At 42.5% G+C, this 24,119-nt stretch carries 17 protein-coding genes, 2 tRNA genes and 3 rRNA genes; 14 read left to right on the top strand and 8 right to left on the bottom strand.

What is annotated here, in order from left to right; genetic code table 11:
- The first annotated feature begins 41 nt into the window (after positions 1–41).
- The 6 genes from gmhB to rrf all read left to right on the top strand — a co-directional run bounded on the left by gmhB (position 42) and on the right by rrf (position 6,844).
- Positions 42–602 (top strand): D-glycero-beta-D-manno-heptose 1,7-bisphosphate 7-phosphatase, encoded by a 561-nt coding sequence (gmhB, locus tag FCN25_RS01230; protein ID WP_137221234.1) that lies wholly within the window; start codon positions 42–44, stop codon positions 600–602.
- A 789-nt stretch (positions 603–1,391) separates the two neighbouring features.
- Positions 1,392–2,936: ribosomal RNA gene (locus tag FCN25_RS01225) — 16S ribosomal RNA — on the top strand.
- An 88-nt stretch (positions 2,937–3,024) separates the two neighbouring features.
- A tRNA-Ile gene (locus tag FCN25_RS01220) sits at positions 3,025–3,101 on the top strand.
- A 146-nt stretch (positions 3,102–3,247) separates the two neighbouring features.
- A tRNA-Ala gene (locus FCN25_RS01215) sits at positions 3,248–3,323 on the top strand.
- A 353-nt stretch (positions 3,324–3,676) separates the two neighbouring features.
- Positions 3,677–6,581: ribosomal RNA gene (locus FCN25_RS01210) — 23S ribosomal RNA — on the top strand.
- Between the two features lie 147 nt (positions 6,582–6,728).
- Positions 6,729–6,844: ribosomal RNA gene (rrf, locus tag FCN25_RS01205) — 5S ribosomal RNA — on the top strand.
- The 16S, 23S and 5S rRNA genes sit together here with 2 tRNA genes alongside, the layout of an rRNA operon.
- 105 nt (positions 6,845–6,949) lie before the next feature.
- Here the strand turns inward: rrf and FCN25_RS01200 are convergent.
- The 3 genes from FCN25_RS01200 to FCN25_RS01190 form a co-directional block, all read right to left on the bottom strand.
- Complete coding sequence (locus tag FCN25_RS01200) at positions 6,950–8,452, bottom strand: IS66 family transposase (protein ID WP_137221232.1); 1,503 nt, start codon at positions 8,450–8,452, stop codon at positions 6,950–6,952.
- 80 nt (positions 8,453–8,532) lie between these two features.
- Positions 8,533–8,883, bottom strand: a complete 351-nt coding sequence (gene tnpB, locus FCN25_RS01195; protein WP_137221230.1) for an IS66 family insertion sequence element accessory protein TnpB — start codon at positions 8,881–8,883, stop codon at positions 8,533–8,535.
- The gene (locus tag FCN25_RS01190; RefSeq protein ID WP_137221228.1) at positions 8,880–9,224 is read right to left on the bottom strand and encodes an IS66 family insertion sequence element accessory protein TnpB; all 345 of its coding nucleotides are present in this window, start codon (positions 9,222–9,224) and stop codon (positions 8,880–8,882) included. The genes tnpB and FCN25_RS01190 overlap by 4 nt, the downstream gene beginning before the upstream one ends.
- A gap of 613 nt (positions 9,225–9,837) precedes the next feature.
- On the opposite strand from FCN25_RS01190, the gene FCN25_RS01185 reads away from it, so the two are divergent.
- From FCN25_RS01185 to FCN25_RS01175, 3 genes are read left to right on the top strand one after another with little or no spacing between them, the layout of a single operon-like run.
- Positions 9,838–10,863 (top strand): HlyD family secretion protein, encoded by a 1,026-nt coding sequence (locus FCN25_RS01185; RefSeq protein WP_137221226.1) that lies wholly within the window; start codon positions 9,838–9,840, stop codon positions 10,861–10,863.
- A gap of 15 nt (positions 10,864–10,878) precedes the next feature.
- Complete coding sequence (gene rbbA, locus FCN25_RS01180; RefSeq protein ID WP_137221224.1) at positions 10,879–13,635, top strand: ribosome-associated ATPase/putative transporter RbbA; 2,757 nt, start codon at positions 10,879–10,881, stop codon at positions 13,633–13,635.
- A 3-nt stretch (positions 13,636–13,638) separates the two neighbouring features.
- Positions 13,639–14,700, top strand: a complete 1,062-nt coding sequence (locus FCN25_RS01175; protein ID WP_254693702.1) for an ABC transporter permease — start codon at positions 13,639–13,641, stop codon at positions 14,698–14,700.
- A gap of 144 nt (positions 14,701–14,844) precedes the next feature.
- Here the strand turns inward: FCN25_RS01175 and FCN25_RS01170 are convergent, their stop codons facing one another.
- A complete protein-coding gene (locus FCN25_RS01170; RefSeq protein ID WP_137221222.1) occupies positions 14,845–15,075 on the bottom strand; it encodes a phage shock protein B in 231 nt (76 codons plus the stop codon).
- 370 nt (positions 15,076–15,445) lie between these two features.
- On the opposite strand from FCN25_RS01170, the gene FCN25_RS01165 reads away from it, so the two are divergent.
- A complete protein-coding gene (locus FCN25_RS01165; RefSeq protein ID WP_137221220.1) occupies positions 15,446–15,892 on the top strand; it encodes an Hsp20 family protein in 447 nt (148 codons plus the stop codon).
- Between the two features lie 135 nt (positions 15,893–16,027).
- On the opposite strand, the gene soxR is transcribed toward FCN25_RS01165, so the two are convergent.
- Positions 16,028–16,471, bottom strand: a complete 444-nt coding sequence (gene soxR, locus FCN25_RS01160) for a redox-sensitive transcriptional activator SoxR (RefSeq protein WP_137221218.1) — start codon at positions 16,469–16,471, stop codon at positions 16,028–16,030.
- A 100-nt stretch (positions 16,472–16,571) separates the two neighbouring features.
- Here soxR and FCN25_RS01155 point away from each other — a divergent pair, with 100 nt between their 5' ends.
- On the top strand, positions 16,572–16,994 hold the full coding sequence (locus tag FCN25_RS01155) for a VOC family protein (RefSeq protein ID WP_137221216.1): 423 nt from the start codon (positions 16,572–16,574) through the stop codon (positions 16,992–16,994).
- A 98-nt stretch (positions 16,995–17,092) separates the two neighbouring features.
- Here the strand turns inward: FCN25_RS01155 and pepE are convergent, their stop codons facing one another.
- On the bottom strand, positions 17,093–17,800 hold the full coding sequence (gene pepE, locus FCN25_RS01150; protein ID WP_137221214.1) for a dipeptidase PepE: 708 nt from the start codon (positions 17,798–17,800) through the stop codon (positions 17,093–17,095).
- A 268-nt stretch (positions 17,801–18,068) separates the two neighbouring features.
- Between pepE and htpX the strand changes: the two genes are divergently transcribed.
- Together htpX and FCN25_RS01140 are read left to right on the top strand one after the other, a co-directional pair.
- The gene (gene htpX / locus FCN25_RS01145; protein WP_137221212.1) at positions 18,069–18,932 is read left to right on the top strand and encodes a protease HtpX; all 864 of its coding nucleotides are present in this window, start codon (positions 18,069–18,071) and stop codon (positions 18,930–18,932) included.
- 206 nt (positions 18,933–19,138) lie between these two features.
- Entirely contained in the window at positions 19,139–21,631 is a 2,493-nt protein-coding gene (locus FCN25_RS01140; RefSeq protein WP_137221210.1) for a bifunctional diguanylate cyclase/phosphodiesterase, read from the top strand.
- Between the two features lie 85 nt (positions 21,632–21,716).
- Here FCN25_RS01140 and FCN25_RS01135 read toward each other — a convergent pair whose 3' ends face one another.
- Together FCN25_RS01135 and FCN25_RS01130 are read right to left on the bottom strand one after the other, a co-directional pair.
- Positions 21,717–22,082, bottom strand: a complete 366-nt coding sequence (locus tag FCN25_RS01135; RefSeq protein ID WP_137221207.1) for a hypothetical protein — start codon at positions 22,080–22,082, stop codon at positions 21,717–21,719.
- Positions 22,083–22,208: 126 nt separating this feature from the next.
- Positions 22,209–22,466, bottom strand: coding sequence for a hypothetical protein (locus FCN25_RS01130; protein ID WP_137221205.1), 258 nt, complete (start codon positions 22,464–22,466; stop codon positions 22,209–22,211).
- 152 nt (positions 22,467–22,618) lie between these two features.
- Between FCN25_RS01130 and FCN25_RS01125 the strand changes: the two genes are divergently transcribed.
- Positions 22,619–24,118 carry an ATP-binding protein gene (locus FCN25_RS01125; RefSeq protein ID WP_137221203.1) on the top strand — a complete coding sequence of 500 codons (1,500 nt, stop codon included), beginning with the start codon at positions 22,619–22,621 and terminating at the stop codon, positions 24,116–24,118.
- Position 24,119 lies beyond the last annotated feature (1 nt).

Below are 24,119 nucleotides of genomic sequence, written 5' to 3'. Positions count from 1 at the left end.
ATGGGATAATCAAAGCAAGAAAGCGTTTAAGGAGTGTAAGGTTGAATAAAGCAGTATTTTTAGATCGTGACGGTGTCATCAATATTGACAATGGTTATGTCCATACCGTGGACGAGTTTGAATATATAAACGGTGTATTTGAAGCTTGCTTAGCGCTAAAGCAAATGGGCTACCTATTAATTGTCGTCACTAACCAATCTGGGATTGCGCGTGGCATTTACAGTGAGGATGATTTTCATCATTTAACTGAATGGATGGATTGGAACTTTGCAGATAAAGGCGTCGAGCTTGATGGTATTTACTATTGTCCACATCATCCAGAAAAAGGTTTAGGCGAATATAAGCAAGACTGTGATTGCCGTAAACCAAAACCAGGCATGTTAACTTCAGCGGCTGAGTTTTTAAAAATTGACATGAGTCAGTCAGTGATGGTGGGTGACAAGGCTGATGATATGCGTGCTGCGAAAGCTGCTGGTATTAACACTGCTATTTTAGTTCGCTCAGGTAAAGTGGTAGATGAAGCAGGTATTGCACTTGCCAGCGCGGTGGTTGACAGTATTGCTGATGTGCCAAGTCAATTGAGTCAATTACTGACACAATAATCGCAACACGGGTAATAATTCTTGGTTTACTGTCAGTTCATGTGTAAGCATTAGCCCACTTATATATGAACATCGACTTACAGATAAACTAGCCTTTGGTTTTACTTCGTTCCTTCGATACTTCGTTTTAACATGTCCTTCCCATATATAAGTAGCCCTTGTTATCCATTCATAATAAATGCTCTTAAGATAAGCCGATATGTTCAGTCCGAAATGGCTATATTGGTTTTTACAATAAGACTTTGTTGAGTTAACATCGATTTAACCTTGTTTCAGCAATATTTTAGCCTTAATGGGGCAAATTACGTACTTATAACTCGGTGAACCGCATAATAAGGCATATAAGAATACAAAAAATAAAATCAACATTGTTTCTAGTAAGCCGTTTTTGTTCATAAAGCCAGCAAAAACATCCTCAAATGTGGCTTTGAGTTTAAAATGTGCGCAGTTGGGTTGAATTCGTAATAAAAAAACAGAAAGCTCTTGCGCTATAAAATGTTTTCCCTATAATACACCCCACTGACACGGAACACGGCGTCTAACGCTAGTTACCAGGTCCGCTCTTTAACAATTTATCAAGTAATCTGTGTGGACATTCACAGGTATTGAGTTATTCGAAATTGTCTTCTGTTCTTCGGAATGTTGGCAATCAAAAAATTTCAACTCAATGCAACGATGAATGTTCATAGCAATATGTAACAAGCATTTTATAGATTCTTCCGAGTTTATAAGGTGTAAATCAGAATTCATTGAGCCGAGATATTCCTAACAGAGTATTTCAAAAAACTTTAATTGAAGAGTTTGATCATGGCTCAGATTGAACGCTGGCGGCAGGCCTAACACATGCAAGTCGAGCGGTAACAGAGAGGAAGCTTGCTTTCTTTGCTGACGAGCGGCGGACGGGTGAGTAATGCCTAGGGATCTGCCCAGTCGAGGGGGATAACAGTTGGAAACGACTGCTAATACCGCATACGCCCTACGGGGGAAAGGAGGGGACCTTCGGGCCTTTCGCGATTGGATGAACCTAGGTGGGATTAGCTAGTTGGTGAGGTAATGGCTCACCAAGGCGACGATCCCTAGCTGTTCTGAGAGGATGATCAGCCACACTGGGACTGAGACACGGCCCAGACTCCTACGGGAGGCAGCAGTGGGGAATATTGCACAATGGGGGGAACCCTGATGCAGCCATGCCGCGTGTGTGAAGAAGGCCTTCGGGTTGTAAAGCACTTTCAGTAGGGAGGAAAGGTAGCGTGTTAATAGCACGCTGCTGTGACGTTACCTACAGAAGAAGGACCGGCTAACTTCGTGCCAGCAGCCGCGGTAATACGAGGGGTCCGAGCGTTAATCGGAATTACTGGGCGTAAAGCGTACGCAGGCGGTTCATTAAGCTAGATGTGAAATCCCCGGGCTCAACCTGGGAATTGCATTTAGAACTGGTGAACTAGAGTCTTGTAGAGGGGGGTAGAATTTCAGGTGTAGCGGTGAAATGCGTAGAGATCTGAAGGAATACCGGTGGCGAAGGCGGCCCCCTGGACAAAGACTGACGCTCATGTACGAAAGCGTGGGGAGCAAACAGGATTAGATACCCTGGTAGTCCACGCCGTAAACGATGTCTACTCGGAGTTTGGTGACTTAGTCACTGGGCTCCCAAGCTAACGCATTAAGTAGACCGCCTGGGGAGTACGGCCGCAAGGTTAAAACTCAAATGAATTGACGGGGGCCCGCACAAGCGGTGGAGCATGTGGTTTAATTCGATGCAACGCGAAGAACCTTACCTACTCTTGACATCCACAGAAGCCGGAAGAGATTCTGGTGTGCCTTCGGGAACTGTGAGACAGGTGCTGCATGGCTGTCGTCAGCTCGTGTTGTGAAATGTTGGGTTAAGTCCCGCAACGAGCGCAACCCCTATCCTTATTTGCCAGCACGTAATGGTGGGAACTCTAGGGAGACTGCCGGTGATAAACCGGAGGAAGGTGGGGACGACGTCAAGTCATCATGGCCCTTACGAGTAGGGCTACACACGTGCTACAATGGCGTATACAGAGGGTTGCAAAGCCGCGAGGTGGAGCTAATCTCACAAAGTACGTCGTAGTCCGGATTGGAGTCTGCAACTCGACTCCATGAAGTCGGAATCGCTAGTAATCGTAGATCAGAATGCTACGGTGAATACGTTCCCGGGCCTTGTACACACCGCCCGTCACACCATGGGAGTGGGCTGCAAAAGAAGTGGGTAGTTTAACCTTCGGGAGAACGCTCACCACTTTGTGGTTCATGACTGGGGTGAAGTCGTAACAAGGTAGCCCTAGGGGAACCTGGGGCTGGATCACCTCCTTACCTATACGACTAACTCAATACCTAAAGTGCAGCAATGCATGTGAGTGTTCACACAGATTACTTGATAGAAAGAAAGAGAAATTACGTTGGGTCTGTAGCTCAGCTGGTTAGAGCGCACCCCTGATAAGGGTGAGGTCGGTGGTTCAAGTCCACTCTGACCCACCAATCTTTCCTACTCTGCGTGGGTTAATCACTCGTTTAGTGTACTAAACGTCATGATAAACCGCCTTGATTAGAAACGATTGGCAAGCCAAATCTTTTTTGGTAAGACCTTCTTAGAAGGTAAACGTAAAATCTCACTGCATGTAAATGGGGCTATAGCTCAGCTGGGAGAGCGCCTGCCTTGCACGCAGGAGGTCTGCGGTTCGATCCCGCATAGCTCCACCATTTACACTTATCATGATGATAAGCATATGCATAGGTTAGAGATGCCAAAGATAAATGAAATTTTATCTTTGGCTTTTTTAAGCCCGCTCTTTAACAATTTGGAAAGCTGATAGTACTAACTAAAGGCGCATTGATGACGATCCGTTGTTGTTGATGTGATTACGTTAGTGCGAAAAATAATACTGATGCGAAAGCATCAGTATCTTGAGTTCTCAAAACACTGTTTAAGTGTCTTGAATATTCTAAAAACTAAGGCGAGTCCACTTCCTACCCTGGAGGTGAGACAAGTAAAAACCAGCTAGTTGCGATATAACGCAGGTGGTTCACGCAAGTGAAACTCATTTGGGTTGTATGGTTAAGTGACTAAGCGTATACGGTGGATGCCTTGGCAGTCAGAGGCGATGAAGGACGTAATAACTTGCGAAAAGCGTTGGCGAGCTAGTAATAAGCATTTGAGCTAACGATATCCGAATGGGGAAACCCAGCAGCATAAGCTGTTATCACTACATGAATACATAGTGTAGTGAGGCAAACCCGGGGAACTGAAACATCTAAGTACCCGGAGGAAAAGAAATCAACCGAGATTCCCCTAGTAGCGGCGAGCGAACGGGGATTAGCCCTTAAGTCTATGGGGTGTTAGTGGAATGTGTTGGAAAGCACAGCGGCACAGGGTGATAGCCCCGTACATGAAAACTAACCATAGATGAAAACGAGTAAGGCGGGACACGTGACATCCTGTTTGAATATGGGGGGACCATCCTCCAAGGCTAAATACTCCTGACTGACCGATAGTGAACCAGTACCGTGAGGGAAAGGCGAAAAGAACCCCTGTGAGGGGAGTGAAATAGAACCTGAAACCGTGTACGTACAAGCAGTGGGAGCGGTTCTTGAGACCGTGACTGCGTACCTTTTGTATAATGGGTCAGCGACTTACGTTTTGTAGCGAGGTTAAGCGAATAGCGGAGCCGTAGGGAAACCGAGTGTTAACTGCGCGTTTAGTTGCAAGGCGTAGACCCGAAACCGAGTGATCTAGCCATGGGCAGGTTGAAGGTTGAGTAACATCAACTGGAGGACCGAACCGACTTATGTTGAAAAATGAGCGGATGACTTGTGGCTGGGGGTGAAAGGCCAATCAAACTCGGAGATATCTGGTTCTCCTCGAAAGCTATTTAGGTAGCGCCTCGAGCGAATACCATTGGGGGTAGAGCACTGTTAAGGCTAGGGGGTCATCCCGACTTACCAACCCTTTGCAAACTCCGAATACCAATGAGTACTACTCGGGAGACAGACAGCGGGTGCTAACGTCCGTTGTCAAAAGGGAAACAACCCAGACCGTCAGCTAAGGTCCCAAAGTGTATGTTAAGTGGGAAACGATGTGGGAAGGCTTAGACAGCTAGGATGTTGGCTTAGAAGCAGCCATCATTTAAAGAAAGCGTAATAGCTCACTAGTCGAGTCGGCCTGCGCGGAAGATTTAACGGGGCTAAACATACCACCGAAGCTACGGGTGCATGCCATTAGGTGTGCGCGGTAGAGGAGCGTTCTGTAAGCGGTTGAAGGTGAAGGGGTAACCCACACTGGACGTATCAGAAGTGCGAATGCTGACATGAGTAACGATAAAGGGAGTGAAAAACTCCCTCGCCGAAAGACCAAGGGTTCCTGTCCAACGTTAATCGGGGCAGGGTGAGTCGACCCCTAAGGTGAGGCCGAAAGGCGTAATCGATGGGAAACAGATTAATATTTCTGTACTTTTGCTAACTGCGATGGAGAGACGGAGAAGGCTAGGCTAGCGCGGCGTTGGTAGTCCGCGTTTAAGGTAGTAGGCTGTATTCTTAGGCAAATCCGGGAATACGTACTTAAATGTACAGGTTGAGAGCTGATGACGAGTCACTAAGGTGATGAAGTAGTTGATGCCATGCTTCCAGGAAAATCTTCTAAGCTTCAGGTTAGTAGAAATCGTACCCCAAACCGACACAGGTGGTCGGGTAGAGAATACCAAGGCGCTTGAGAGAACTCGGCTGAAGGAACTAGGCAAAATGGTACCGTAACTTCGGGAGAAGGTACGCTGCTGTCGGTGATGGGACTTGCTCCCTAAGCTGACGGCAGTCGCAGATACCAGGTGGCTGCAACTGTTTATCAAAAACACAGTACTGTGCAAAATCGCAAGATGACGTATACGGTATGACGCCTGCCCGGTGCCGGAAGGTTAATTGATTGGGTTATCTTCGGAGAAGCTCATGATCGAAGCCCCGGTAAACGGCGGCCGTAACTATAACGGTCCTAAGGTAGCGAAATTCCTTGTCGGGTAAGTTCCGACCTGCACGAATGGCGTAATGATGGCCACGCTGTCTCCAGCCGAGACTCAGTGAAGTTGAAATTGCGGTGAAGATGCCGTATACCCGCGGCTAGACGGAAAGACCCCGTGAACCTTTACTATAGCTTGGCACTGAACATTGAACCTACATGTGTAGGATAGGTGGGAGACTTTGAAACTTTGACGCTAGTCAGAGTGGAGTCAATCTTGAAATACCACCCTTGTAGTTTTGATGTTCTAACCGCGGCCCCTTATCGGGGTTCGGGACAGTGCCTGGTGGGTAGTTTGACTGGGGCGGTCTCCTCCCAAAGAGTAACGGAGGAGCACGAAGGTTGGCTAAGTACGGTCGGACATCGTACGGTTAGTGCAATGGCATAAGCCAGCTTAACTGCGAGACATACACGTCGAGCAGGTACGAAAGTAGGTCATAGTGATCCGGTGGTTCTGAATGGAAGGGCCATCGCTCAACGGATAAAAGGTACTCCGGGGATAACAGGCTGATACCGCCCAAGAGTTCATATCGACGGCGGTGTTTGGCACCTCGATGTCGGCTCATCACATCCTGGGGCTGAAGTCGGTCCCAAGGGTATGGCTGTTCGCCATTTAAAGTGGTACGCGAGCTGGGTTCAGAACGTCGTGAGACAGTTCGGTCCCTATCTGCCGTGGGCGTTGGATGATTGAAGGAAGCTGCTCCTAGTACGAGAGGACCGGAGTGGACGAACCGCTGGTGTTCGGGTTGTTATGCCAATAGCATTGCCCGGTAGCTACGTTCGGAATCGATAACCGCTGAAAGCATCTAAGCGGGAAGCGAGTCCTAAGATGAGTCATCCCTAGAGCTTTAAGCTCTCTAAAGGGCCGTAGGAGACTACTACGTTGATAGGCAAGGTGTGTAAGCGTTGTGAGGCGTTGAGCTAACTTGTACTAATGACCCGTGAGGCTTAACCATACAACCCAGATGGGTTTTACTGACCTTAGTGTTAGAATAGAGCGCTTAAATAGTGTGATATCTCAAGTAAGCTTTAATAAAGCATAATCAGCTTTCCGAATTATTATTTAATGCATTAAGAAAAATGCGTTAGATAAGCAAAATTTGTCTGGAAACCATAGAGCTGTGGCACCACCTGATCCCATTCCGAACTCAGAAGTGAAACACAGTATCGCCGATGGTAGTGTGGGGTCTCCCCATGTGAGAGTAGGTCATTTCCAGGCGCCTAATTGACTTGCAAGAGTCGTGAAACAGCCCGCTATTATGTAGCGGGCTTTTTTACGTCTGTTCATCGTTGAAATGAGGGGTAACCGTCTAGCGAACCACACCTACTGTTTAAAATTCCAGGGTAACAAGCTATCGATATTGGGTTCTGGTTTACACAGTTCATCAAGGCAAACCATGATGTAATCAAATGGGATTAGACCATTTATTTTGGCGGTTTCCACAATACTGTAAAGGGTGGCACTGGCATGTGCACCGTTAGCCGTTTGGCTAAACAACCAATTCTTTCGGCCAATCACAAACGGTTTTACCGCGCGTTCTGCTTTATTGTTATCAATACTGAGTCGACCATCATCGACATACCGTATGAGCTTGTGCCATTGATTGGCCAGGTAGTTGGTTGCTTCGATGAGCTTGCTGTTACCCACTAAATTTGGCTGATTCTGCTCAAGCCAATTTTTTAGCTTATTGAGGATGGATAGACTGTATTCTTGTCTGGCCGCGTATTTTTCATCTGTACTTTTATCTTCGATGCGTGATTCAACACCGTACAGTTTTTGGATTAGGCTCAGTACCACATCCGCTTTGCCGGTTTTGTTTTTGCCTTGCAGCTTTTTCGCCTCGATAAATTTACGACGAGCATGAGCCCAACAGCCGATTAAGGTTGCCTGTGTTTTGGCATAGGCTTGATAACCATCCACGTGTAAATACCCTTGATATCCATCAAGATAATTGACCACGCACGTGGCCGCGCGACTATTGTGGAAGTCGTAAAGCACGATATTAGGGATAGGATTATTCGGGTCAGGTGAATCTCGACCTGAACAATACACCCATATGTAGCTGTTCACTTTATCGGATTTCACCACTTTTAAGGGAGTTTCATCGGCAAACAACGTGGGTTGCTTTAATAGCTCGGCTTTTAGCCGTTCAACTAATGTCGCGAAGAGTGTGGCGGATTTGTCTATCCAGCTGCTCATGGTCTGGCGACTGAGCTCAATACCGTATTGCTTAAACATCGCTTCCTGGTGATAAAGCGGTAACCCATATTGGTATTTACTGGTGATAAGCTGACTGAGCAAACTGCTTGTTGCAATGCCTTTGTTGATGGGCATGGCTGGCATTGAGGCTTGTTTAATCGGGGTGTGAGTCGAGGCTTTATCACAGTGGCGGCAGGCGTATTTAGGCCTAATGTGCTCAATCACTTTGATTTGAGCGGGAATAAACTCAAGCTTTTCTGACTTATCTTCACCCATTCTATGTAGCTCACCGCCACAACAATCACAGGTTTTATCATTAATGTCGTGGATAACTTGCTCACGAGGTAAGTCTTTTGGCAGCGGCTTACGCACAGGCTTTTTACGGGTATAACTAATGGATTGTTGCTCAGCGTTAACTTTTTCAACAATCTCTTCCACTTCATTGAATAACTCGCCTTGCCCCACAAAGCCTTCAGCACTTTTGCCGAATTGTTTTTGTTGAGCTAAACGCCAGCGCTCTTCCAAGGCTCCGATTTGTGCATCTTTTTGTAAAGATAATTGCCGCTCATTTTCGAGCAGTTTTTCCAGCTCAGCGATACGCTGTTGAAGGGCGAGTACATTATTCATAATGCCTATCTTAAGGCATTAATAACGGCTTTTCAGTACTAACTGAGCGTCTTTTGATGATCATCAATCGATCGCAAATATTACAAGACTTGCTTACCTGCAACATCAATTTTGCTGTGACCAATCACATCATAACCCGCTAATAACCAGTGTAACTGTTGCTCGCTTAAGGTCATGGTGGGTGACATGAGTTTAGGCCATTTGAACTTATGCTTATCTAATCGCTTATACCACAACGGAAAGCCGGTGTTATCCCAGTAAAGCAATTTGAGTTTGTCACGGCCTTTATTACAAAACACAAATAGCGCACCACTGAGCACAGGTAATTCAAGGTCTGCTTCCACCAAAGCCGCTGACCCATTAATCGATTTTCGAAAATCGACCACATCGGCACATAAATAAACAGTGGGCACATCAACAAACATCTTCATGCCATTAGCCCTTTAATAATGGTAACGATGTCGGTCGTTGCTAAATCAGGAGGAAATATGAGTTGGCCGGTACGCGTATCAAACTGTAAAGGATTTTGATGAGTTTGTGCGCAGACTTCTGTGGTGGTTTGTTTTCCCTGAATAAAGCGCGATGATGTAGGGCTGAGGCTTGGCTTTGGTAAGGTTGGGTTTTGCTGGTTCTCAGCCTGTAAAGCACGTTGTTTATAATAAGTCGTAATCGCGACATTATGGTGTTGGCAGAATTCAATATTAGTACCACTAAATGTGGTACGTAGCTGAAGGAGTTGTTGCCACTGCGTTTTTGTTCTATATGTCTTCATCACCTGCTCCACATTTGTCATTGAGCAGGTATTTTTAGACAATCAGAACATCGATGCTAGGTGTAGTTCGCTAGACGGTTACTGTTAATTCTAGTTACTTGATCGCTTTAAGCTAATAATGAGATCTATATCAAAGTTTAACTGAACTCGTTGTTACAAAATTTAGTTGGATTTATGATCTTATTTACTGTTTTAGTAGTGTTAGGTTTGATTAAAGCTAGCTACTGAGTAAAATTATTATCAATTGCAGATATTGCGAGTAAAATAAAAACATCGACAAATTATATCTGGATTTATCTGTGAGGATGACAGTTTTACAATCTCGCACCGGATGGTTTTTCCGTTTTGATTGGTGATTGCTCAATTACAGCGCATTGTTATCTCTCCTCATTTTATGTATAACAGATTTTTGCATATCTAGGCTTTCTTGGCCGATTATTTAATTGTTCAACGGTTCAATATCGTCATTTCCTAGTAATTTAATAGGTATATAATGAAGATGGTTGATACAAAATAGTGGAAGATATTGAATACTTTTAGCTGAAGACGACGCGCAGTTGGTTTCCGGCTTTGAAACAATGGTTATTGTTACAGAAAGAAGGATTTTTAGACAATGAATAACACTATGAAGAAAGCAATATATGGTGGCCTTTTAGTAATTGTCATCGCTGCATGTTGGGCTCTATGGCAATATTTTCAAGTACAACCATTGGCTGCTGGATTCGCCTCCGGTAACGGAAGAATTGAAGCTGTAGAGGTTGATATATCAACTAAAATAGCTGGGCGAGTCGATACCATTTTAGCGAAAGAGGGAGACCTTGTTCAAACTGAACAGGTTGTCGCTAAAATCAATACTGATCAATTGCGAGCTCAGCTAATCGGTGCAGAGGCAAACGTCGCCAGCGCTGAAAGCCAAGTTGCATCAGCTTTGGCAGCCATAGAGCAGGCAAAGGCTGAACTGGTATTGGCTGAACAAGAGTTGTATCGCGCACAGGAACTGATAAAAAATAATCACATCAGCAAAGAAACCTATGATACTCGTGTAAGTCAGGTTGCCGTTGCCAAAGCAGCCTTAGTGGCCGCCAAAGCAGGACTTGTGTACCGAGAACGTATGGTTGACGCTGTAAGAGCTAGTACTACAGAGATCCAGACTCAAATCGACGATTGCGTTCTCAAATCACCTGTTATTGGTAGAGTTATTTATCGACTTGCCGAACCCGGAGAAGTCCTAGGGAGTGGTGGTAAAGTTCTGACTGTAGTGAACCTTGCCGATGTGTATATGGAAGTCTTTTTACCGTCAGCCCAGGCTAATAATATTGCCATCGGTGCTGAGGCTCGAATTAAACTGGATATCTTAGATTTCGCTATTCCGGCATCAGTCAGTTTTGTGTCACCCGAATCCCAATTTACACCAAAACAGGTTGAAACTCTCAGTGAACGTGAAAAGCTTATGTTTCGCGTCAAGGTGCGTATCCCACAAGATTTAGTGAAGAGCCATATTGATGATGTAAAGACTGGGGTGCGTGGAGTAGCTTACATTCGTCTGACAACTAAATCCGGAGAAAATCCTGCTCCGTGGCCGGACTTTCTTCAGAAATTACCACCGGAAGCCGAACCCCTCTCAGTCAATAATAACTAATGTGGGTGCAGTACCATGGACCAACAAGATTATCCTATCGTCTGCATTAAGGGTGTTTCACATACCTATAAGAAAGTGAATGCTATCGAAGATGTGTCACTGACCATTCCTTCTGGGATGATGGTTGGCCTGCTCGGTCCCGATGGTGTTGGTAAGTCGACGTTGCTAGCACTTATTTCGGGGGTTCGGAAATTGCAGCATGGTAGCCTTGAGGTGCTTGGTGGTGATATGTCCTCGGCCCGTCATCGCTCCGAAGTTGGCCCTCGTATTGCGTATATGCCCCAAGGTCTGGGTAAGAACCTTTATAGCGAGCTGAGTGTCGCCGAAAACTTAGATTTTTTTGGCAAGTTATTTGGTCAAGGATCTTCTGAGCGTAAAACGCGTATCGATCGCTTGACTAAAGCAACGGGACTTAATGCTTTCCTATCAAGGCCAGCAGGTAAGTTATCTGGTGGCATGAAACAAAAGCTTGGGCTCTGCTGTTCGCTTATTCATGATCCTGATCTATTGATATTGGATGAACCAACAACGGGCGTAGACCCGTTATCTAGACGACAATTTTGGCAATTAATCAAAGCGATCCGTAGTGAAAGGCCAACCATGAGCGTGATTGTCTCTACTGCTTACATGGACGAAGCCGAAGAGTTTGATTGGCTGGTTGCCATGGATGCTGGACATGTTCTCGATACGGGTACTCCAGCGGAACTAAAAATCAAAACAAACTCCAAAAATTTAGAACAAACGTTTGTGCGGCTGCTTCCTGAAGAAAAACGGGGAAGTGGTAAAGAGCTTGTCATCCCACCTTTTAACAAAACGGAAGCATCACCAGCTATTATTGCAAAGGGGTTAACGCGACGTTTCGGGGATTTTACAGCAGTCAACAACGTTAGCTTTGAAATTCAAGCTGGCGAGATTTTTGGTTTTCTTGGCTCTAACGGTTGTGGCAAGACCACTACGATGAAAATGCTAACAGGTCTTTTGCCTGCATCTGAAGGTCAGGCTTTCTTATTCGGTAAGCTTGTAGATGCGAACGATCTGGAAATGCGCAAGCGTGTCGGATTTATGTCACAAGCTTTTTCGCTATATGGTGAATTAACTGTTTCACAAAACTTAACCTTGCATGCCCGCTTGTTTCATCTCTCACCATCAAAGACAACAGAACGTATAAATACACTGGTTGACCGTTTTGGGCTGCGCAATCAAATGGATGAGCTTGCTTCATCGTTACCACTTGGTATCCGTCAGCGTCTTTCACTTGCTGTTGCGGTTATTCACGAGCCCGAAATGCTCATTCTTGACGAACCTACTTCAGGTGTAGACCCCGTCGCCCGCGATGAGTTTTGGGAGCTACTTGTTGAGTTATCACGTCGAGATAAAGTGACCATATTTATTTCTACCCATTTTATGAATGAAGCTTTGCGTTGTGATCGTATTTCGCTGATGCATGCTGGTGAAGTACTTGTTTATGATGAACCGCAACATCTAGTAGAGGCCAAAGGTGCAGCCTCACTCGAAGAGGCATTCATCAGTTATCTGGAAGAAGCGATTGGAACAACTACTGAAGAACCTACCGTTTTGGATTCTATGCAAGTTGGAGAATCATCAAGGTTAACTGATTCACAGCCAACTAAAGTAAAGCAGCATGGTTTTAGTTTATCTAGGTTGTTGGCATACAGTTATCTTGAAATGATGGCGGTAATGCGTGACAAGATACGCTTGGCTTTTGCTTTTTTTGGCAGTGTTATTTTATTGATTGTTATTGCTTATGGTATATCTTTAGATATCGAGGATCTTACTTTTGCGGTGCTTGATTTTGACCATACACCTGAGAGTCGCCAGTATATAAGTAACTTTCAAGGATCACATTATTTTATCGAAAGGCCAGCGTTACAAAGCAAGGATGAACTCGAAAGGCGTCTTCAGTCTAATGATATAACCCTAGCGATAGAAATTCCCGCAGGTTTTGGCCATGATTTAAAAAAAGGCGAGATACCCAGTATTTCTGCATGGATTGATGGCGCTAATACTACCAGAGCCGGCACAATCGAGGGATATGTTACCGGCGGTTATATTCGGTATCTTACACAATTAGCGACAGATGCTGGTATTGATGCAAGTGCTTTGTATAAAGTCGATCTCCAATCACGTTATCGTTATAACCCCTCTTTTGAGAGTATTTATTCCATTGGGCCTAAAACGCCCGCTTTGCTGTTGCTTTTCTTTCCTGCCATTTTGATGGCCGTGAGTATTTCTCGTGAGAAAGAGGTCGGCACAATTACCAACTTTTATGTTACGCCAACCAATAAATTTGAATACCTGATTGGTAAGCAAATCCCTTATATCGGTATTGGTATGATTAACTTTTTTATTTTGACTTTCTTGGTGGTTTTTTTGTTACAAGTACCGTTGAAAGGAAGTCTACTTGGCCTCACCGTAGGAGCATTTTTTTACGTTTGCGCTTCAACAGGTATTGGTCTAGTTGTTTCAGCGCTGACCAAAACTCAGGTTACCGCCGTTTTTGCCACCACGATAGTGTCACTATTGCCAACCGCGCTTTTCTCTGGACTGGTTCAGCCAACATCAACGTTGGAAGGAGGTGGATATATTATCGGTATGATGTGGCCTGCTACCTATTACATGCATTTGAGTGTTGCTGCATTTACTAAAGGATTGAGTTTCTTTGCCCTAACAGGCGACCTAATGATGTTATCGATTTACGGCCCTATCTTTGTCGTGTTAGCTGCAGTATGTTTGAAAAAACAGGAGGCTTAATTGATGAAAACTTGGAGTAACATCTTCTGGCTCGGTACTAAAGAGTTACGTAGCGTTCTAGGTGACGGGGTAATGGTAGTGCTTATCGTTTTCCTCTTCAGCGCTCAGATTTATTCGCGGTCAACAGCCATCAGCGAGTCAGTTAATAATGCGTCTATTGCCATAGTTGATGAAGACCACTCAATGCTTTCTCGCAACATTGCCAACGCTTTCTATCCGCCTTATTTCAATTTAGCCGAGCAAATTTCGTCTACTGAGGTTGACCAAGTAATGGATCAAGATCGCTTTATGTTTGTGGTTACTATTCCACCTAGGTTTGAAGCTGACGTACGTAATGGGCGCCTACCTAGTGTACAGATAGATGTAGATGCTACCGCTGTGACTCAAGCGAGCTTAGGTAACAGTTATATTCAAAGCATCATAACCAAGGAGGTTAACTTTTTTGTTAATCGCTCTAACGAAACGACAACTTATCCAGTGACATTAGTCCAGCGGCGGGCGTTTAACCCTAATGGAACAATGACGTGGTTTAGCTCAATCGGTGCTCTGCTCGATAATGTAACCTTATTGGCTATTATACTGACTGGCGCAGCATTATTACGTGAACGTGAGCATGGCACCATTGAGCACTTACTTGTGATGCCATTGACTTCGTTTCAAATTATCATGTCAAAGGTATGGGCTAACGGATTGATAGTGTTGGTTGCATTTTCCTTGTCACTGTTCTTCATGGTCGAAACCGTATTAGATGTACCCATTGCTGGGTCTCGATGGTTATTACTTGGCGGCACGACCATCTACTTATTTGCAGCTGCATCTATTGGGATTTTTCTCGGTACCATTGCCCGTACTATGGCACAGTTTGCACTTCTTTTGATGATTGTCATAATACCCATGATGTTACTCTCGGGGGGATCACTCCGATTGAGAGCCAACCAGACATCATTCAACCGTTTACATGGATTTTCCCTTCGCGTCACTTCATGGCTTTTTCTCAGGCAGTTGTGTTTCGCGGTGCCGATATTAGTATTGTGTGGCCAGAGTTACTCAATATCATTGGATTAGGGGTTATCTTTTTTGTTTGCAGTCTTGCACTGTTTCGTCGCTCAATTGCCGTTAGTCAGTAGTCTTTAATAAGTTTAATGTCTAACAGCGTTTTTTAAACAACAAAGCCACCAATACGGTGGCTTTGTTATGTCGGTCATTTGATTAAGCGTTATTAATTTTTTGCTTTAGGTCATAAGCATCTTCGGTAACAACACGTTCAAGTACTTCAATTCGTTGACGCAGGGCGTTAATTTCATCGTGGAGTGCTTTATTGTTAGTTTCTTGTTCTGCAGTCGTATGCGATTGTCGTTGCTTCAGCTTCATTATACTAACAATAAAGCTGCCTAAAATTGCCAATATAGGGATTAATAATACCATTGTTGCTGGGTTCATAATGTGTCCTTATTTATCTTTATTTATTGTCTATTATTGTGACGGTTTAAAACAAAATTACCAGTGACAAAAGTCATCAGTGTGAAATCAATATTAATCCATGGTACTAGAAATTAACGATTATTTGACTATTGATTTTATTCATGATGATTAACGCGCAATAATAACTAGATAAATAATTTACTGGCAACACTTGATATATTACAGACGGTCCATATATCTAATTTTGTAGCAGGAATGATTAACGAAATGCTCGATTGAGGTTTCAGTAAACTTGCTACCACGGTGCCGGAAGGACTGTGAAAAACATTACACCACTAGATATATAAAGTGGTCTTTTCTACATATTGCTTTAGACAAGGATATGAACATGCGTAATTTTAATATTTCTCCAGATTTAACCCCTCTCTACCGCAGTGCAATCGGCTTTGATCGTTTAGCACAACTTGCGGAACATGCCGCTGCAAGTAATACAAACAGTGGTTATCCTCCTTATAATATTGAGCTTTTAGGTGAGAATCGTTATCGCATCACTATGGCTGTTGCAGGTTTTGCAATGTCAGAATTAGATATTATGAGTGAAGGCGACAACCTGTTAGTTAAAGGTAATAAATCACCTAATAGTGATGAGCGGAAATACCTTCATCAAGGCATTGCAGAGCGTGGGTTTGAACGCACTTTTCAATTAGCGGATCATGTACGAGTAATCGGTGCTGAATTAGAACACGGGCTATTGAATATTGATTTAGTGCGTGAAATCCCAGAGGCAATGAAACCTCGTAAAATTGATATCACCACAACCAATACGCTTAGTTAGACTGTTATTGTTAGTTTTATAAACTTAGCGGCTTAAGTGTTAATTATCATTTAAGCCATATTTCTAACCCAATAATTTATCTCCCCTATTTACGATTTTTTGCGGACGCCTAGTTTCTTTTGAAGCTAGGCTTTTTTATGTTTTATTTAACAGTACCGGACCGGGGCCTTGTTCTTCAAGAATATCATCGGGATTGTACAGTGGGCAATTTTGCATGGATAAACAACCACAACCGATACAGCCTTCTAATAAATCGTTTAATTTTTGCATTTTGGCAATCCGCTGAGTCAGGGTTTGCTTCCAAAGATTAGATAAATCAGCCCAATCTTGTTTAGTGGCTGTTCTGCTATTTGGCAGGCTGCTAAAGGCGAGGAGTATTTCATCGAGTGAGATCCCTAATTGCTGAGCTGCTTTGATCAGTGAGATCCGTCGGATTACTTCTCGTGGGTAGCGCCGCTGATTACCTTGGTTTCGCCAACTGTTGATCAGGCCTTTTTGTTCATAAAAGTGAATCGCAGAGATGTTTATTCCACAACGTTTGGCGACTTGACCAACACTTAGTTCTGTATCTACTGACATAAAGCCTCCGAATTTATTATCATTTTGACAAAAATAATACTTTACCTCAAGTTAACTTTAGGTATTAGGCTGTGTCACATCAATAATAAGGAGTTAGAAGATGCGCTTAGAACATTTAAATCTAGTTGTGAACGACTTAGATGAATCATTAGTTTTTTATCAGGCGGCATTTCCTCATTGGCAGGTACGTGGGGGTGGCGAGTCTGTTTGGCATGGTACGCCACGGAAATGGCTTCACTTTGGCGACGATTACCATTATTTATCGCTAAATGATTCCGGTACGGGTGAGGTGCGTGATCTTAAAAGTAATGTATTGGGTTTGGCACATTTCGCTTACGTTGTGGATAATATTGATGCATTAGTTGCTAGGTTAGCATTGGTGGGTTTTGATATTGCCATCATGGGGGCTGAAGATTCGGCATATAAAAGTCGGTATTTTATCGACCCAAATGGGTTTGAAGTGGGGTTTATCGAGTATTTAACCGATATCCCGAGTGAGAGAAATCAATACGATAGTGAATAGCTAATGGACATAAATCCGTTGGACTTATTTGCTAAGTCCAACGGGTTTATTTGTGCTCATGACAATTCACTTCATTGTGGGGTGTAGCAGAAATACAATTATAAGTAGTCTGACAAATCGCTGTTACCGGCAATTTCTATTTCTTGTTGTTTACCATGGAATAAGTAAGCAGTTTCATCGCCAATCAGTTGCAGTGTCTCGCCTTTACGCCATAAGGCACTACCTTCTTGGATTGCAATAACCGGAGTTAATGGATCGACTATCGTAAATTCTAATAAGCGTTGTGCACGAGTTTCACCATTGTGACCCGGCATTTGGTAATTAGTGTAATGAGGATTTAATTGAAATGGTAGTATACCTAATGCGGTAAAAGATGGTGGCTCAACAATGGGCATATCGTTAGTAGTACGAATACTGGAACCGGTAATGTTTGAACCTGCGCTCCATCCCACATATGGCATACTATTCTCAACTCGTTCGCGGATTAAATGCATTAGGTCGTATCGATAAAGTTCGTTAAGTAATTGAAATGTATTGCCACCACCAACTAAAATGCCTGCAGCATCTTGGATCGCTTGTTTGGGATCGGCAAATTGATGAATGCTAGAGATGTTTATGTTAAGTGGTTCAAGAGCTGCTTGTACTTTAGTTAAATACTCATCGTAACTCATACTGACACCAGCGTAAGGAATAAACAGCCATTGCTGCCCTGGTTGAGTTAATGGACGTATAAGCTCAACAGTATGGGTTAAATAAGCTGAATCGCCGACACGTGAAGCGCTTAACATTAATGCATTGATGGCCATGAATAATCCTTTGTGGTTATATTTTTTTATAGTTTATCAAAGATTAATCGTTGCTGACACAGGGTTATCAATTACGGAGTATGCAGAGTTTTATTTAATCATCTGTGGCTATGGCCTGTTCGTTAAATATTCAACTGTATGTTTTACATACGGATATAAGAGTTATAAATAATTTTTAATATAACTAAACTTGAAACTTAAATTTTTTGACATATTATGTCTCTATAGTAGTAATGGAAAATCGGCATATTGCCTTACAGGAGCTTAAATGAAGCGTATATTTTTGTTGATCGCAACCAACTTCGCCATCTTATTGGTTGCCTCAATTGTGATGTCTATTCTTGGAGTTAATACTTCAACAATGAGTGGGCTGTTAGTATTTGCTGCCATTTTTGGTTTTGGCGGCTCGTTTATCAGTTTGGCCATATCAAAATGGATGGCAAAAAAAACCATGGGTTGCGAGGTTATTACCCAACCGCGTGATCATACCGAGCGTTGGCTAGTTGAAACCGTTGCTCGTTTAGCTGAAAAGTCGGCTATTAAGATGCCAGAAGTGGCTATTTATCAGTCTGCAGAGTTGAACGCATTTGCCACTGGGCCAAGTAAAAACAATGCCTTAGTTGCGGTTAGTTCTGGTTTGCTCTACGGTATGACTCAAGATGAAATAGAAGGTGTATTAGCCCATGAAATCAGCCATGTGGCAAATGGTGACATGGTAACCTTAACCTTAATTCAAGGCGTGGTGAATACCTTTGTTATTTTTGCTGCACGTGTTGTTGCCGGAATTATTAGCAATTTTGTTGCCAGCAACGACGATGAAGGCGAAGGCTTAGGCATGTTTGCCTATATGGCGGTGGTATTTGTACTGGATATGTTGTTTGGTATTTTGGCCTCAATAATAGTGGCTTACTTTTCGCGTATTCGAGAGTATAAAGCTGATGAAGGCTCGGCACGTCTGGTGGGTAAAGGTAAAATGATTGCTGCGTTAGAGCGTTTGCGTCAAGGTCCCGAATCTGGTGCTATGCCTGCACAAATGTCAGCGTTTGGTATTAATGGAAAACGCTCCATGACAGAACTCTTAATGAGTCATCCACCATTGGAAAAACGCATAGCAGCATTGAAAAATAGTTAACATTCAGTCTATTACCATCTATTTAATAGTAATGATATTTAAAGGAGCCTGTTGGCTCCTTTTTATTGTGGGTTTAAGATGTTATTTTTGATGTGATAGTTGTTTAAATGCAACTAATAGGATAGGTTCTGATATAATTTACATACTAATGCTTAATATTTGCTGCATCGAATATTGCTCAATAAACACGAATCTAGGAAGGTAGTATGTTGAAAAAAGCTATTTCTCAAGAAAAATTAAGAGAATGGCAGCTAGAAATCAATGATATTTCTGTCGAGTTTCATCTTGCTATCATTTTTTACCAATTTAAAGCTGAAAATAGTTTTGAAGCTATTTGTACAAGCCACAGTATAAACAAAAAGACCCAATTACTGCATGAAGCGAGTTTATTGCAACTTTTTAATATTGCACAACATCACTCTGAAAAATCAATAAAACAAGATACCCTCGTATTTCATCAACTTCTTCGTTCGTCCCAAGATAATATTATTGGTGTGATCAGTTTTAGCGCTAAAAATATTGAATCTTCTCAAGTTCCATTGCTTCAACCTTTAACAAAAATTCAAACGCGCATAGCAAATATGTTAAGTAATGCCATTCGTTATCATATAAACGATTTAGATATAGATACAAATGGTTCAGTGCTTCTAGATGTTAATTTACAATCTTTTATTGATGCTTTTGATGAACACATTTGGGTTAAAGATACTCTCGGTCAATATGTCGTTTGTAATAAAAGTGTTGAAATTGCGTGGCAGAAAACAAAACAACAAATTGTCGGTAAAACCGATATTGAGCTTTTTGATCAGCGTACCGCAGATGAATTCCTTGAAGGTGATAACTTAGCGATTAATGCAGGTAAAACTGTGGTGGTATCAGAATGCCAAGAATTCGATATCGATTTTAATAAGGTGTGGATTGAAACCATTAAATCACCGATCCGTAATGCCCAAGGTGATTTAAGCGGTGTTATCGGTATGACTCGTAATATTGCCAAGCATAAAGAGGCAGAAGAGCAGTTAGTTTTAGCTGCCAATGTATTTCAAAATGCAGTTGAAGGTGTGGTTATTACTGATAGAGATGGGAATATAACTGATATTAATCAGGCGTTTACAGATATCACTTGTTATAGTCGTGAAGAGGTAATAGGACAAAATCCTAGAATGCTCAATTCAGGGCGTCATCCCAAGAGTTTTTTTGAGCGTATGTGGAACACATTACTTGTTCAAGGTAAGTGGCATGGTGAAATATGGAATAGGCGAAAGCATGGTGCCATCTTTCCGCAATCGATTACCATTAGTGCCGTATACGATAAACTCAATTTCATTCAATATTATGTAGCGGTATTTGCCGATATTTCAGCGCAAAAGCAAAATGAAGAAAAACTAAAAAATCTTGCTTATTTTGATCCTCTGACTCAACTGCCCAATAGAATGCAGTTTATGTCGTTACTTGAACAAGAAGTTAATCATGTTAACCGAGCAAAAAAACAGTTGGCAATTATCTTTTTAGATATCGATTTTTTCAAACAGATCAATGACAGCTTAGGCCATATGATCGGCGATGAAATTTTAATTGAGCTTGCCAAGCGTCTGTCTTATGCCTTGTCTGATTTTGATGTTCTCTCCCGATTAAGCGGCGACGAGTTTGCTGTGATGTTACCCAGTATTATGGGGACAGATTCGGTAACGTTATCGGTTGACCGTATTCGTAGTGTGTTTGAACGGCCATTTATACTTGATAACTCTCAATCGGTGCGCTTGACCGCCAGTATGGGGGTTGCTATTTATCCAAGTGATGGTGATGATCAAGATTGCTTGTTACGTAATGCTGATGCCGCGATGCATCGTGCAAAATTAAATGGGCGTAATAATTATGCCTTTTATACGGAGTCGATGACTAAGCAAGCTGTGGTGCAATTAAAACTGCAAACAGCATTACATCAAGCATTGGTTAATGAAGATTTTTATTTAGTTTATCAACCAAAATTGACATTGTCTGATTTGACGCCTTGTGGATTTGAAGCGTTAATTCGCTGGTCAGATCCTGTTTTAGGCAATATCCCTCCAGGGGAGTTTATTCCATTAGCTGAGAAAATTGGTTTAATTTGGGATATTGGTTTATGGGTATTAAAAACAGCTTGTATACAAGGGGTTGAATGGTTAACTCAAGGCAAAAATTTTGAACGAATTTCCGTCAATGTCGCTAGTTTACAACTGCAAAGAAATGATTTTGTCGATAAAGTACGATCTATTTTATTAGAAACAGGATTGCCCGCTAAACATTTAGAGTTAGAAGTAACAGAGTCTTGTATGATGCAAGATCCCGATGCAATTATTCGTGACTTAAAATTATTAGGGGCGATGGGGATAGCCTTGAGTATTGACGACTTTGGTACCGGATATTCGTCACTCAATTATATTAAAAAATTACCCATTGATAAGTTAAAAATTGACCAATCGTTTGTGCGGGATATCCCTCATGATCCTAATAACACTGCGATTGCAAAAGCAGTGATTGCATTGGGGCATGCATTGAATTTACAGATAATTGCCGAAGGCGTAGAAACAGCCGAACAAGCAGATTTTCTGCGGCTCCATGGCTGTGATTTGGTACAAGGGTATTTGTTTAGTAAACCACGGTTGCCGGAAGAACTTAATGACTTTTTACCCGTGTTTACGCAAAACAAAACAATATAGTGAGTATAATATTCAGCTTATAAAAGGCAGAATAAAACAGCCAACGCATAACGTTGGCTGTTTTTATTACAAAAATACTGACGTACTAAGCATAAGTGTCGACTTGAATTGACGTCGAGCTATTGCTGGCAGTTTCACTGCTGTCACTATTATAAATACTGCTCAGTGCTTCAAAAAAGATGCTACCAATATCTTCATCACTCAAACCATCAGTCATTGGCTTTAACTCATCTAACATGGCTTTTAATGAGTCTTGCTGCTCAGATGATAATGAAGCCAACATCTCTGTAGTGGATTCCTGCTCTTCATCAGTCAATGATGAAACGGCATCCTCTAACCCCGGAGGAACACTTCCTGGCGGTGGTGGAGGTGGACCGTCTGGACGAGGAGGTCTTTGGGCACTTTCAGTTGATGACATTTGCGTCATGGTGTTACCACTGCTTACTTGCATATCGGCTCCTTGGTGTTGGCTTTTCATTATGAAAGAAATTGCTGATCAGTTCAAACCATGCAACATTTATTGTGCCGTTAATCACATTGCTATCATAATGATGATTAACCTTCGCTTATGTAAAGATTAATTGCGTGATTTTTCTGGTCGTTCGCCTGGTCCACCAGCGGGTACCGCAACTAGTTCGCCATCCATTAACGTACAGGTAGCCTCTATTGTGTCACCTCGAGGAGTTTCAAAGCTAACTTGGTCGTTTTCTGCACTATTAGCGCATGCTTCAATGGCTTCTTTAGGTGGCTTGCCATCATGGGGATTGGCATAAACAGCTGCTGATGTGAATAAACTAAGGGTAAGTATACCAATACTAATTGGGTTAAGGGTCATGATAACAGTCCTATGCTAGGTAATGTATTACAATATAATTTTTCACAATATAACCCAACAATGTGAAGTAATTGTGCAGATTTTAAGGAGTTTGGAATTAGTTATTTTTTTGCGACTAGTTTGCGTTTATATAGCTGGTTATACTGTGTTTTATGAAAATATCTCAAAAACTCTTTTTGGCCTTTGTTGGCCTCACAAGTATTGTACTTATTGCCACGTTATCATTAGCGAGGTGGAGTTTTGACCAAGGGTTTTTAGATTATATTAATGGTTTAGAACAAGAGCGTTTACAGCATTTATCTGATGACTTATTAACCCTCTATGCTGAGAGCAATGGTTCACAAATCGATAACGTAGTTGAAAAAGAGCAACAATCCACATTGGTCTGGCAATCGATTAATCAAACGTTATTAATACAAACCATTGCCCAAAATTCACCGTTTCCAAGAAATAACCGTCCAGATGATGGGGCACATAGACCACCAAGGCCTGCCAATAAACGTCCCCCAATGGGACCTGAGTCTCGTTTGGGCCCTCCTAGACAACGGCCAACGCTTGATGCACAACATTCTGGTCCACCCACTGGGTTATATTCTGCAGATCTACAGTTTATAGCTGGGGCTGACATTGATTATGCCGATGACCGTATAAGCTTACCCTTGGTACTAGATAGTCGCATCGTGGGTTATTTATACAGTAAACCTATTCGACAGGTGGAATCATCATCGGCTACGGCATTTTCTCAGCAACAACGTTGGACCAGTTTGTGGATTGGTTTATTGTGTTTACTGCTTGCCAGTACAATTGCTTGGTGGTTATCACGGTTTTTACTTATTCCGGTTAAACAAGTTATGTTGGGTGTGTCGTATTTATCGCAAGGTAATTATGATGAGCGTCTTACACCAACTCGTGCCGATGAATTAGGCCAGTTAATGGCTAATATTGATCATCTTGCAATGACATTATCGAAAAACCGCAGTGCCAAAAATCGTTGGTTAGCAGATATTTCTCATGAATTACGGACGCCGTTAAGTATTTTATGTGGGGAGATTGATGCCATTAAAGCAGGGATAAGAAGCTTTGATCACACTCAGTTAATGTCACTTGAACAAGAAGTATTACGGATGAAACACTTAGTCGATGATTTGTATGAATTATCCTTATCAGATGTTGGCGGGTTGCGTTATCATTTTCAACGAGTTAACGTCAGTGAATCTTTACAAAGCACGCTTAATAGCATTGCTGCTAGTGCACAAGATAAAGGCTTAATGATACAAAGTCAGATTAAGGCAGACTTATATTTATCTGCTGATGTGCATCGCCTTGAACAATTATTTATTAATTTGTTAATGAATACTATGGCCTACACTGACTCTCCAGGAACAATTGACGTACAATTATCGCAGCAAGCCAAAACGATTATATTAACTATCAACGATACAAAACCCAGTGCCAGTGTTGAAGAATGCGAACATTTATTTGAACCATTATATCGCCAAGACAGTGCTCGTACTCGTCGAGGTAGCGGGGCTGGTCTTGGTTTGACCATCTGTAAAAACATTGTTGAAGCCCATGATGGCACCATTAAAGCTAAGCCATCATTATTGGGTGGACTTTGTATTGAAGTTCGATTACCTACGCATAGGGAGTGAG

The sequence above is a fragment of the Shewanella sp. MEBiC00475 genome, from assembly GCF_005234075.1.
Taxonomy (GTDB): Bacteria; Pseudomonadota; Gammaproteobacteria; order Enterobacterales; family Shewanellaceae; genus Shewanella; species Shewanella polaris.
Note: the sequence above shows the minus strand (reverse complement) of the source record. Positions and strands in the feature narration are given on the sequence as shown.